A 13,896-nucleotide genomic window follows, 5' to 3' on the forward strand; every position below is an offset into this window, starting at 1 on the left:
CAGTCCTTTAACCTGTTTCCGTGATATATTTCAATCAAAATTTATAAAAATTTTTTCAAAGTAAAAGGCGTACACAACTTTTTTTAAGAATTGTGTACGCCTTTTTTAGAGGCCTTTTGTCCCAGCCACATACTTAAATACAGATAAGCAATCGTAATCAATATTTGTTATAATAAAGGTAATTTACCTAACTTATGCGGTAGTACAGTGTAAGTCAGGCTATGGAGGAGTAAGTAATTATGGCAGAAGAAAATGCACAAAAGTTATATCAAGCCTTGTAGGCATCAGCAGATATCTTGCGTTCAAAGATGGATGCAAATGAATATAAATCATACTTGTTGGGACTCGTTTTCTACAAATATCTATCAGATACGATGTTAGTGTATTCAACTAAATTATTATCTAATGAATCAGAGAATTTAGAGGAAGCACAATCTATCTATTCAAAAGCCTATCAAGATGCTGAAATTCAAGAAGACTTAAAAGACGCTTTGAAGGATGATATGTCTTATGAAATTAAACCTGAATTAACTTTTCAGGCTTTAATTGAAGAAATTGACAATCATACCTTCCAAAGAGAACATTTGCAGCAGGGGCTACGTGATATTGAACAGTCAAATAAAGTGTTTGAAGACTTATTTGAAGATTTAGATTTAAACTCTAAAAAATTGGGATCCACACCTCAAAAACAAAATGAAACAATTTCTGCAGTGATGAAGGCATTAGCAGAGCTAAATCTAAATGAATATAATGGTGATGCGCTTGGGGATGCTTATGAGTATCTTATTGGCCAATTTGCCTCAGAATCTGGGAAGAAGGCGGGGGAATTCTAAATATCATAAAAATAGATAATGTTCATAAATTAGAAAGAAAAACTGAACAATAAATTTAATAAAATTGTACCCATTAAGATTCCCTCACTTGTTTATTGAGTGTTTTTTTTATATCTAAATGATTAAATTACTACAAGGTATTGATTCTAAGTTTTGTAAAAACATTACACCTGACCGTGGTAAAGAATTTAGTCAACACGCCCGATTGACTGAGGAATTAAATAATGCTCAAATTTATTTTCCAGATCCTCATGCCCCTCGGCAAAGAGGATCTAATGAGAATACAAATGGACTCCTTAGAGAGTACTCACCGAAAGGTGTTGATTTGACAGATGCAACTGATGAAGAGATACAAGGTTGGGCAACGAAATTAAATGCACGTCCGAAAAAATGTTTGAATTGGAAAACACCTTATGAAATCTTTTATAAAACTGTGTTGCACTTAATTTGACAATTTAAGATGTAAAACTTACTTCTCGACGTAAGCTTGCGCAATTTAATTGAGCATTTAGAAAAATAAAAATTACATATATAATGAAATAAATAATTTGTTGTTGTTTATTAAATTTAAAAAAGATATAGAAATCAATTTCCGATTGTGTAAGGAGGTAAAAGAGTGAGAGAGTTAGAACAAATACAGGATAATCAAATTTTTAACGAACATATAGAAAATGTTATGAACCACATCGATTCTGACAAACAAAGTTGGTTATTTGGGGCAGGAATTAGTTATGATGCAGGGATACCTTTAATGTCTCCATTAACTGATTTAGTAGAAATGAGAATGGACCAAGACAACAAAAGACTACTTGAAAAAATAAAAGAATCATTAGAAAAAGATTGCCATGTTGAACACATTTTAAGTCATATTGGTGATTTATTGTCATTGATTGATAGAACTAGAAAAAAAGAAATAAAGATTTCTGAGACAACCTATACCAAAGAAAACCTCGAAGATTTATATAGAGAAATTTTAGTGAAGCTAACAGATATCATTAGATATGGATATAACAAGAAGGATGATGAAATAATCTATGGAACAGCAACGGAACCTCTTGTTTCTATTGAATACCATTTGGAGTTCATAGAAGGATTGTTGAAAAATCATCTTGGTGTTGAAAAACGGAGAAACATAAAGTTTTATACAACTAATTACGATACATTACTTGAGGACGCATTGATTTTGAAACGAAAGAAAGTTGTAGATGGATTTTCAGGTGGTGCCATGGGATTTTGGAACCCGAAAGAGTATTCTGAAAGAAAAGAGTTAGCCTACCCGGTTTATAAATTACATGGATCAATAGACTGGTTTCAAGATGAAGAGTACGGACTTATTAGAACAAGATATGGTACTAAATATACATCTGATAAGTCGAGAGTCCTAATATATCCTCAAGCTACTAAGTACGTAGAGACACAAAAAGATCCGTTCGCAACAATTTTTCAAGCTTTTAGAAGCGACATTAATAGTAATCAGAGCAAGTTATTTGTTTGTGGATATAGTTTTGGTGACAACCATATAAATAATGAAATTTTTAATGGTTTATTAAAAATACATAATAATAGTACTCTTATTATCTTTATTGATAATATGTCTGATACTCTCATTGATTGGCAGAATAATGATTTAATAAATGAGAGAATCTACTGCTTAACATCGACAGGAATATGTTACAAAAATAAAATTTACTCCGAAGAAAATGAACAATACAATTATCCATGGTGGACATTTTCTGGACTTACAAACTTTCTAAATGGAACTATAAAGTAAAGGAGGGAATCAATAAATGGTATTTGATCCTGTAAAAGAGCTACAGATCGGGAAAGTTAACGAAGTTAATGGAACCGCTATAAAAGTAGAGCTAGATCCAGAAATTATAACACTTACAAAATCGTACAGAGGTAAAGTGATAGCTATAGGCCAAATGGCGAGTATAGTTAAAATTCACTTCGGAAGGACAATTTTATTTGCTAGTGTTTCAATGTTAAGAATGAAAAATGAACTGATTTCAGACGGAACTACATTGACAATGGATAAAGATGCTAGAATTCTAGAAGCTGAATTAATAGGACAAGGGACATACGATTTTTCCAATAAGACTTTGGAATTTGACAGGGGGGTATCTAAGTACCCTCTACCTACTCAAGATGTCTATTTAATGACAGATGAAGAAATGAAGTTACTTTATCAAGGAGCAGAAAGTAAAGCAGAAAAGTCGGAGCATTTGTTAGTCATAGGAAAATATTCAGGGACTAGACAAGATTGTAGGGCTGATATAAACAAGCTATTTGGCAATCATTGTGCAATTCTGGGCTCTACGGGTACTGGGAAATCAGGTACAGTTAGTGCTATTATACATGGGATTATGGAAAAAGATGAGGGGGGTATTCATCCAAGAATTATTATGATTGATCCACATGGTGAGTATAAGAATACATTTAAGAAATACGGTGTTACATTCAAAGCTTATGGAGGAGATGATGAGAATGGTTCAGAGAATTTGATTCTACCTTATTGGCTAATGACTAGTGATGAATTTAGATCTCTTGTGATAGGGAAGACTGAGTATGAAGCAACAAGTCAAAATAATATTGTATATGAAGCTTTGAGATATGCAAGGTTAGTATCTAAAGGTATGATTGATAGATTTGACGAAGATGTCGCTGGGAGTACTCCATTTATTATAAAAGAGGAGTATACTGAGGCTGATATTTTGGATTTTGATAGAGATAAGCCTGTTCCTTTCAAAATTTCAGATTTTGTACTGCACGTAGATAAAGTACAAGGACGCAAATCTGGAAGAAAAGAAAAACTAGCGGCTTCATCTGGTAGAGATAAAGTGGAAGAAGTGTTGAAAAAGCTTCGTATCTTACAATCAAATCCTCAATTGAGGTTTATTATGGAAGAATATAATGAAGAGACAAGTTTTACATTGTTCCAAGTGATAAACCAATTAATTGGAGATAGTTTAGGACAAAATAAAGGTCTTAAGGTGATAGATATTTCAGGACTTCCGAACGAAACTGCCGGAATTTTAACTGCACTTATTTCTAGGTTGGTATTTCAATACAAGCTTTGGCAAAGCACTGAAGATAGAAAAAAAAACCCAATACTTCTAGTATATGAAGAAGCTCATAGATACGTACCTAATAGTGGTGAAGCTCAATACAAAGAAGCACAAGTAGCTGTTCGAAGAATAGCAAAGGAAGGAAGGAAATATGGTGTTGGCTTAATGTTAGTATCCCAACGACCAGCAGATTTGGAAAAAACAGTATTATCGCAGTGTTCATCATGGGCTATTATGAGGTTAACAAATTCCACAGATCAGTCCTATATATCAAATTTTTTACCTGATAATTTAGTAGGTTTGACAAAATTTTACCTTCTTTAACAAGAAGGGAAGCTATATTTGTTGGAGAAGCTAGTTTAATTCCAAGCAGAATTAAAATAAGAGAATTGAATAAAGAAGAATTACCCGATTCTTCAGATATTGATTTTGTCTCTGGTTGGAGGAATAGTCTACCGAGCGAAAGTGATATTAGCAATTCTATTGAAAGCTGGGTATTATAAATAGAATAATAATGGCTCTACAATATATAGGACTGATGACTTTTTTAAAAAAAATCATTGGTTCTATTTTTTTACAAAAAAAGAAGAATCTCCATTATCATAAAGTTAACGACAACCATGATAATGGAGATTCCCCGTATGAATAAGTTTATCAATACCACGTTGCAATTGAAAGATGAAAATATAATTTTCGAAGATAAAGTTGATGAAGGCTTAGCAACAGATATTTTACAAATTGAATACGGTGGAGAACTAATTTCAGTTGATGAGGACAAGGGTACATTCCATTTTGGAAATAAAGCAGAAGCGTCAGCGGAAGTAGGTGCGGGTACTAGTTTCTTTACAGCAATCAAAGCTGCTTTTAGTACTAAGGTAAGTACGGATATATCTAGTTCAAAGGATTCGCTTGTTAGCAAAACTATTTCTAATACTATATTGGCTGATTTTTATAAACTAAGTAACAAGTTAAAAGAAGAAAATAAAATATCAATTATTGAGCATTACAAAATTAGACCTATAAAGAATTCTTTTGCATTTTTAAAAATGTACACTCCTTATATGAAGATAATTAAAGAAGGATTACCATTACTTGCATAAATGGACGATTTTGATATTCTTAATTTTGATGAGATATTAGAAAGTGCAAAAGGATATTATGAATCACTTGCGTATAAAGATGAAAAAAAAAGTAATACTTAGATTTAATATTAAAGAGTTTAAAAATGCTTATAGCCTAATGGATTTATTGAGAATGCAGCTTAATTATTATGCAGTTGAAGTGGGATTAGCAAAAGAAAAAGGATTTAATATTGAAAATGAAACGGATATTGATTCACAATCTACTAGAATTACAGCGAGTGAAATTTTAGGTGGTGGACAAAATAATTTGGAAGAAACTTTAAAGATTTATGATGTTATTTTAGCTGGTGTGGAGGCAAAAATAATTGAAGATTAATATTTTTAATGGCCCTAAAAAGGAATATGACAAGATAATACCTAAAGAAAACTATTTAACTCTTGCAATGTTAGTTAGACTGATTGATTCAAAAGAAAGTTCAACGGAGGATTTGCTGAATCAGTATGATTTTCTTATAATACAATCAGATGAGTATGCAGGTGTAGCAGATTTTTTTATTGAAGGATTTTTAGTTTATAGTTTACTATTTGCTGAAAAATTAGGTTATGATGAGATATATCTTCATAATCCACCGGCAAAAATATTACATCAGATAGAGATTTCCAAAAACAACTTAGATGTTACAGTATATAATCATGAATATAAAAAAATAGAGATAAAGCATTTGAAATCTATAAAAAATGATTTTGATAAAGTTATTTATGGACAACAAAATGTGAAAAACGAACTTTTAGCTTGATTATATAGTTTAACAAATGAAGGGATATAAAATCCTACAGTGATTATGTTTTATGGTCCAACAGGTGTTGGGAAAACCGAAACAGCTAAGTTTGTAAATAAGGTTATAAATTCAAATAAAAATTTATTTAGAAAACAATTATCTATGTTTCATAGCGAAAATTTTATGAATTATATATTTGGGGATAAGAGTAGTTCTTTCGCTAAGGATTTATTAGATAGAGAAACAAATGTTATTTTATTAGATGAGTTTGACAAAGCACATCCTATGTTTTATAGCGCATTTTATCAATTATTTGATGAAGGAGTATATACTGATAAATTTTATGATGTGAATTTAGATAATGTTGTTATATTTTGTACTTCCAACTATTTAAATGAAAATGAAATAAGGAAAAACCTAGGGGATCCGATATATTCTAGATTTGATCATTTTATTAAATTTGAAGAACTTAATAAGTCCGCTAAAGAAGAAATTATTGATAGCGCGTATGCAGAAGAACTAATCAAATATAATAAAGAGGATCAAAAGCTAATTAATGAACAAAACATAAATAATAAATTAAAGGAACGATCATCAGCGTTAAATAATGCAAGAGAAATCAGGAAAATTATGATTCAAGTAATGTTACATATACTTATTGAAAAACTCTAAATATGATTTTGAAATTTTTGATTATAAAATAAAAGTGGGTGAAATTATGAATGAAAGCCAATTTTTGAGAACAATGATAGAGACTTTAAAATGGGATGGAGAAGATTACGAGCAAAGAGACAAAATACTTAGCATTTTACGTTATGCTGAGATAGATTTTAAAAAGACAACACATTTAACCAGAAAATCTTATCAGTATTATGAAAATATAATCATTAGGATAAGAATACCGATGTTGAAAGAAGCAAAAAATTTAATTGATTCGTTTATAAAGTTAGTTTCTTATATTTATAAAGAGACAGAAGAGTATGCTTTGGGAAATGTGCTTATTAAGCCTAAACCTGTTGTAGGGCAAGATATTGATAGAAGTGAACGTTCTGCTGCGTTTGAAGAGATACGAGAAGAAATTATACAAGGTATACGAATTGCAAAATATGCTATTTGGGCTTCTATTCCAATGTTTACAGATAGAGCAATTTACGAAGAACTTTTATCTAAGAAAAAAGAAGGAATCCAGATTAGAATCGTGACTGCATATAAGTCTCATATTAAAGAATTTAACGACGAATTAATACGTGAATTCGATACTTTATATGTACCTCCATATATATATTATGGATATAATCTTGTGCATAATAAATTTTGCATTGTGGATTTCGAATTTGTAATGCATGGTTCGTATAATTGGACCTATGCTAATTGGCCTAAAGATAATACTTGGGTTACTTCAATAGATAAAGAACTTGTTGCTGAATTTGCGGAAGAATTTAAGAAGCTATATATAAATTATCTTTAGCCTAAATTTGCATACATTAAAATTTTAATCAATCTTTTTTATAAAAATTTCTACCATTTAAAATTGGGCCCACCTATTTTGATCAATCTTTGTTTAAAAGGTGTGGGTTTTTTCTATATGTAAAACTAACATTTGAAGTATAATTTTAATCAAACTTTATTGCAAACCAACACCTACCTCAAAAGATGTTATGTAAGCGTTTTTAATGATTGTGATAGTTGGTGAAAACTTTAATGTTTGTATAATTAAATTTCAATAATTTAAAATCCCCGCTAGTATGAGATAATGTATACAAAATATTTTGGAGGAGACAATATGGAAACGGCTGCGGAATATAATATAAGAAGTTTTGATAAAATTCTTGAAAAGATTGATGAAGTTGGAAATGATGTTCAAAGAGAACGTGGCACTCTTTTTGAGAGATTAGTTTTAGCCTACTTGAAGAATGAACCATTATATCAACGTCTATATAAAAATGTTTGGCTACTCAGTGAGGTGCCATCAGAATATGGTGTACCTAAAAAAGATACAGGTGTTGATATAGTCGCTGAACAATTTAATGGTGATTTGGTCGCTATCCAAGCTAAATACTATAAAAATAAAATTGGTAAGTCTGAAATTAATTCATTTGTGGCTGAAACTGGTAAAAGATACTATCAAAGAGGAATGATTGTATCAACGGTTGATGAGTGGAATGATAATGCTCGTGAGACAATTGAGTATAATGCCAAGGATATTGAGATAATTGGATTAACTAATTTACGAAATTCCCAATTAAACTGGGGAGATTTTGATTTTAGCCGTCCGGAAGAGACGACTATTCAAAAACCGAAAGAATTACGTTTCTATCAAAAAACAGCGTTAGAACGTGCTTTAACACATTTTGAAAATAATGACCGAGGTCAATTGATTATGGCACCAGGGACTGGTAAAACTTTTACCAGTTTGAAAATTGCAGAAGCTTTAGCTGAAAAGAAAAATAAACAGTTTAAGGTGTTGTACTTAGTGCCTAGTATACAATTGCTAACGCAAACTTTACGTGGTTGGAATAATGATACGAAATTTAAGATGGCTAGTATGGCAGTTACTTCCGATAGAGATGCCTCAAGAGGTACGAATGGATCGGACGATATTAAAGCAACGGATATTGGTTATCCAGCAACAACATCCAAAGAGAAGTTAATTCAAAATTGGAAAGATGTTCAACATACTGAGGCAGATGCAGAAATGTTGGTAGTGTTTAGCACGTATCATAGTATCGCTGTCATTTCTGAAGCGCAAAAAGAAGGGTTTCCGGAATTTGATTTAATCGTGGCAGATGAAGCACACAGAACGACAGGTGCACATGAAGCTGGAAAAGATGAAAGTCATTTTACTAAAGTACATGACAATAATATTGTTAAAGGTACAAAACGTCTTTATCAAACAGCTACCCCTAAAATATATGGGGATAATGCTAAGAAGAGTGCGAAAGATAAAAGTATTTTACTTTCTTCAATGGATGATGAAAGTAAATATGGTGAAGTGATTTATCGTATGGGGTTTGGTCAAGCGGTATCTCATGGCATCTTAACGGATTACAAAGTAATGGTATTAGCTATTGATGAATCTGCAATTCAAAAAGATATGCAAAAAACCTTATCTGACCCAGAGAATGGCTTAAATATCGATGATGTGGGTCGAATCGTAGGTATTTGGAATGGTATGATGAGACGGAATGGCTTTAAGAATCCGGTGAAAAATAGTCCATATGATGGTGCTCCTTTACAGCGTGCAATTGCATTTACTAGAACTATTGCAGATTCTAAAAAAGTGACGCAACAATTTGAAGAAGTGGTAAATGACTACTTGGGTAATCAGATGGATGAAGAATCTATCCATTTGTCGATGAAGCATGCGGACGGGTCAATGAATGCTTTGGAAAAAGGGGAAGTATTAGATTGGCTAGCAGATCCAGACAAGCCTGCAGATGAAGCTCGAATAGTATCTAATGTGCGCTTTCTAACGGAAGGGATCGATGTTCCAAGTTTAGATGCCATTATTTTCTTAGCAGCTAAAAAGTCTCAAGTAGATATTGTTCAAGCAGTCGGACGTATTATGCGTAAATCTGAAAATAAAGATTACGGATATATCATCTTGCCGATTGTTGTACCTCAAGGCGAAACACCAGAAACAATTCTAGATAATAACAAGCAATATGAGGCTGTATGGCAAGTAATTAACGCGCTACGTTCGGTGGATGAGCGTTTTGAAGCCATGATTGATAAATTAAATATTGCCAAACCAAAACAATTAAAAGTCATTGGTATTGGTGGGGCTCCTGATAGAACAAATACTGAAATAGGTGATAACACTCCTGATAATGAGGGGGTTCAAGGAGATCTAGAATATGAATGGGATCAATATGAGGCTGCTATTTATGGGAAAATTGTAGAAAAAGTTGGAGACAGACGATATTTAGAAAATTGGTCGACTGATGTTGCTAAAATTGCTAAACGTCAAATTAGCTGGATAATGAACAAATTACAGGATAGAAAAGATCCTATCACCGTAGAATTCAAAAAATTTGTGTCGTCGTTGCGACATAACATTAATGAGAGCATCGATGAAGAACAAGCGGCTGAAATGTTATCTCAGCATTTAATTACTAAGCCTGTGTTTGAAGCTTTGTTTGACAAATATAGTTTTGTTAATAATAATCCCGTATCATTAGCTATGGAGAATATTGTAAAAGAATTAGAAAAAGCCGGTTTTGCCAAAGAACAAGAAAACCTTGAGCCTTTATATGAATCAGTCAAGATGCGAGCTGAAGGCGTTGAAAAATCCGAAGATAAGCAAAAATTATTATCACATTATATGATAAGTTTTTTAGCACCGCCTTTAAATCAACTACTGAACGTTTAGGAATCGTATTTACACCCATTGAAGTAGTGGATTTTATTGTGAGATCAGTAGATGATGTATTGAAAAAACACTTTGGAAAATCATTGGCAAGTGAAGGCGTCCATATCTTGGATCCATTTACGGGAACAGGAACTTTTATCGTTCGCACTTTGACTTACTTACAAGAACAAATGAATAATGGTGAGATTTCACTAGCTGATATTACTCGTAAGTTTATGCAAGAGTTACATGCAAATGAAATTATTTTATTAAGTTATTATATTGCGGCAATCAATATTGAATCGACATTTGATGAAATTAATGGAGATGAGCAAGGTTATGAACCATTTGAAGGCATTGTTTTAACAGATACCTTTGAAAGTACGGAAGACGAGAATACACTTGATGATACATACTTTGGTACTAATGATGAACGTTTAAAACGACAACAAGAGGTGCCAATCACAGCTATTATTGGAAATCCACCATATTCGGCAAAACAAACTAGTGTTAATGATAATAATGCCAATATTAAATACCCTATACTAGATAAGAGAATTGCAGAAACATATGTTGCTCACTCAACTTCAAATAACAAAAATAATCTCTACGATTCCTATATTAAAGCCTTCCGATGGTCATCGGATAGGCTAGGGAATAGGGGGGTAATTGGTTTTGTAACTAATGCAGGATTTATTGATGGTGATGCAGTTTCAGGACTTCGTAAATCTCTTTTTGAAGAGTTTAATCATCTTTATATTTTTAATTTAAGGGGTGACCAACGAACATCTGGCGAAACCTCCCGCAAGGAAGGTGGAAAAATATTTGGTTCTGGAAGTCGTACACCTATTGCGATTTCTATTCTTATTAAAGATGATAGCGATAATCATGAACTTTATTATCACGATATCGGAGATTATTTAAGTCGTGAAGATAAACTTGGAATTTTAAGCGAAGTAAAATCTGTTTCAGGATTAGATTGGAAATATATAAATCCTGATGTAAATAATGATTGGATTAATCAACGCGATGAAAACTATTTAAGCTATTCTGCAGTTTCGGATGAAACATCAAGTGTATTTTTGAAACGAGGAGTAGGGCTTGGTTCTAGCAGAGATCCATGGGTTATTTCATTTTCGAAACAAAATCTTTTGAACAATTCTAAAAGAATGGTTAGTGAGTTTAATAACCAAGTTCAAACTATTTCTAATGAAACAGACTTAGAAATGGATATGACGAAAATTAATTGGTCAGATGATCTGATAAAGAGATGGCAAAAAAACAAATGATAGATTTTGAAGAGTCAGAGGTTACTATTATTCAATATAGACCCTTCACAAAAAAATGGATAAACAACTTAAGGCCAATTATAAAACGTCCTAGTATTTGGAATAAAGTATTTGGAAGTAATAAAAATATGGATAATATTTTCTTGAATATAGGATCAGGAGTAAGGACAAGTTCATTAGTTACAAATGAAATTACAGACTATAATTTCATGTCAGTGACAAAGTCAATTCCTCTTTACTTGTTTGAAGAGAATTCATTGTTAGACGAAACTCAAATGAATGTCTCAGAAAAATGGATTAGTCGATTTAAAAATGAAAAAAATGTCTTTTATTATGTTTATGGGGTCCTTCATTCGTTTGAGTACAGACAAAGATATGTAAATGACTTGCAGAAAACATTGCCTAGAATTCCATTACTTAAAGATAAGGAAAAATATATAGAAGTAGGAAAAGATTTAATAGAGTTACATTTAAACTATGAAAATCAACCTAGCTGGAATGGTATTAAGGTTGCGGTAAGTAATTCTAAAACTAATTATAGAGTTACTAAAATGAAACATCCTAAAAAAGGGGTATTAGATACTATTATTTATAACGAGCATATTACAATTTCAAATATTCCAGAAAAAGCATATGAGTATGTTGTTAATGGGAAACCTGCTATTGAATGGATTATTGACCAATATCGTATTAAAACAGATAAAAAATCAGGTATTGTTGACGATCCAAATGAATTTAGCGATGATCCTAAATATATCTTGAATTTATTATTATCTGTTATCACAGTCAGCATGAGAACACTTGAATTAATTGATGAATTACCAGAGTTTGAAGTAATAGAATCCTAAAAAGGATGTGCGTAAATAGTGGATGAACCTAAAGAGACAGCTGAGATATCTAAAACTATAATAAATAATATTGAAAATTTCAATTATTTACATCGCATACTGACAAATACACTAATAGTGTCTTTGAAATAAGTAGTCCTTACGAATTTCTGCTCCCACAGTATTTGGAACAAGTAGAAGATGGCAAATTAAATCAATTTTTCAGTTTAGATGGAAATAATTTACTTGACTTGGTATCAACTTCCCTTAATTTAAAAGATCTTCTTTTCAGTAATAAGAATGGTTTTGTTTATCAACTGGATTTTGATAGTTTATCTATTGATACGAAAGAAAAATTAAAGTCGGGTATCTATAAAATTGGAAACTCGAAGAAGATCGAGGGAAATATGAGAGCTGTGATAGTTGATACGACTAATTCAAATCGACGTGTGGAAGATATAACCTTAAAAGAAGTAGTTGTAGACAATAATACTGCACGTACTTTAACAGATCTAGCTGTGCAATCACAGCTTAAGCAGATATATGAAATTGTAGTGGATATACATGAAACACAAGAATACCAACTTCGCTGGGATAGAAATAATAGTATTCTACCACCATTTTTTACTGCACGCACTCAGATAATAGAATTCCATAATATCGATGATTTGAATCGAAAAAATCATTTATTATACGATGCTTCTCATAGTTTGGAGCAATCAGTCAATGCAATAAAAGCAGATCTTATCTCAAATAAGGATCAAATCGAAAAAATACTGAAAACACCCATGTACAAATATAGTACATTTAAAAGACATGCTAATTTTATTTTATCTGATATGAATCTTTTGTTAAAAATAGTTGGCATGCAAACATATATTGATTTGACTTTAAATAATAAAAAAATGGCTACAGAAAGACTTGAGTCTGTAAAGTATATTTTTGAATTGTATTCAAGTAGAACTATTAATGAAACTGGAAATATAGTTCTGAATAAATTAGAACGATTACCTTTCATAAGTACTTTAGTACCAAATGCCAAAAAAGTAGAAATTCCTAGCTTGTTAGAGACAATTCATGATAACTATAGATATAATTCAGAAAATAAGGATTCATGGCTGAATATCAATAATGAAATGAAAGAGGGAAATCAATTCTATTTACTAAGCGAAGGAGAGTCAAAGTATGAAGAAAAGTAAGAAAGAGGAAAAAAACTGTATATTTTGTAAAAAGAAAATAGATTCAGCAAAAAAAGTGAATATATGTAGAAGCTGTAGAAAACTTTCAAGGGACGGTCTCTCAACTGCAGCCATAGGATTATTTAGTTTAGTAACTTTGTCAAAGAAAATAAGAAAATGACTAGTCTATTTTATGGTGTTAAGTGGTGAAAATTTTATCTATTCGTATCTTTATATCCTGAATAATTCATACTTTTAATTAAAACCATGTGAAACTGCCTCACGGCAGCTTACAATTACTTTTTCATCTTCACCCGTTAAGTGATGAAAAAAGAACCCCTTTCTGCTATGGTTAAAGTGACTAAAATGGACCCTGTGTCAAGGACATTAAAAAAAAAGACCTTATGCAACACCCGATAAAAATTGCTCCCTGTAATGAACAGGAGGCAATTTTTTTAGGTTCCATTGTCCGCGTTCATTATTATAGTA

9 protein-coding genes and 3 pseudogenes are annotated in these 13,896 nt (G+C 31.6%); 11 read left to right on the plus strand and 1 reads right to left on the minus strand.

The window, feature by feature from the left end; genetic code table 11:
* Positions 1–293: 293 nt before the first annotated feature.
* The 11 genes and pseudogenes from B9P78_RS07700 to B9P78_RS07740 all read left to right on the plus strand — a co-directional run.
* Positions 294–830: pseudogene (locus tag B9P78_RS07700) on the plus strand (type I restriction-modification system subunit M N-terminal domain-containing protein); the annotation flags it as partial.
* 121 nt (positions 831–951) lie between these two features.
* A pseudogene (locus B9P78_RS07705) lies at positions 952–1,284 on the plus strand (IS30 family transposase); the annotation flags it as partial.
* 165 nt (positions 1,285–1,449) lie between these two features.
* Positions 1,450–2,604 (plus strand): SIR2 family protein, encoded by a 1,155-nt coding sequence (locus B9P78_RS07710; RefSeq protein WP_094518908.1) that lies wholly within the window; start codon positions 1,450–1,452, stop codon positions 2,602–2,604.
* Between the two features lie 16 nt (positions 2,605–2,620).
* Complete coding sequence (locus tag B9P78_RS07715) at positions 2,621–4,225, plus strand: ATP-binding protein (RefSeq protein ID WP_199445756.1); 1,605 nt, start codon at positions 2,621–2,623, stop codon at positions 4,223–4,225.
* 317 nt (positions 4,226–4,542) lie between these two features.
* Entirely contained in the window at positions 4,543–5,001 is a 459-nt protein-coding gene (locus B9P78_RS10565; RefSeq protein WP_199445757.1) for a DUF6414 family protein, read from the plus strand.
* Positions 5,002–5,044: 43 nt separating this feature from the next.
* Positions 5,045–5,359, plus strand: coding sequence for a DUF6414 family protein (locus B9P78_RS10570; protein WP_199445758.1), 315 nt, complete (start codon positions 5,045–5,047; stop codon positions 5,357–5,359).
* The gene (locus tag B9P78_RS09885; RefSeq protein ID WP_199445759.1) at positions 5,349–5,780 is read left to right on the plus strand and encodes a hypothetical protein; all 432 of its coding nucleotides are present in this window, start codon (positions 5,349–5,351) and stop codon (positions 5,778–5,780) included. Before B9P78_RS10570 ends, B9P78_RS09885 begins: the two co-directional genes overlap by 11 nt.
* A 45-nt stretch (positions 5,781–5,825) precedes the next feature.
* Entirely contained in the window at positions 5,826–6,434 is a 609-nt protein-coding gene (locus B9P78_RS09890; protein WP_233487789.1) for an AAA family ATPase, read from the plus strand.
* Positions 6,435–6,480: 46 nt separating this feature from the next.
* Positions 6,481–7,230 (plus strand): phospholipase D-like domain-containing protein, encoded by a 750-nt coding sequence (locus B9P78_RS07730; RefSeq protein WP_094518909.1) that lies wholly within the window; start codon positions 6,481–6,483, stop codon positions 7,228–7,230.
* A 315-nt stretch (positions 7,231–7,545) separates the two neighbouring features.
* Positions 7,546–12,250, plus strand: a pseudogene (locus tag B9P78_RS07735) (DEAD/DEAH box helicase).
* Positions 12,251–12,414: 164 nt separating this feature from the next.
* Positions 12,415–13,428, plus strand: coding sequence for a hypothetical protein (locus tag B9P78_RS07740; protein ID WP_233487788.1), 1,014 nt, complete (start codon positions 12,415–12,417; stop codon positions 13,426–13,428).
* 381 nt (positions 13,429–13,809) lie between these two features.
* On the opposite strand, the gene B9P78_RS10720 is transcribed toward B9P78_RS07740, so the two are convergent.
* A partial coding sequence (locus B9P78_RS10720; RefSeq protein WP_148138592.1) for an IS3 family transposase occupies positions 13,810–13,896 on the minus strand: 87 nt, incomplete at its 5' end.

This window comes from Aerococcus sp. 1KP-2016 (assembly GCF_002252085.1).
In the GTDB taxonomy this organism is placed as follows: Bacteria; Bacillota; Bacilli; order Lactobacillales; family Aerococcaceae; genus Aerococcus.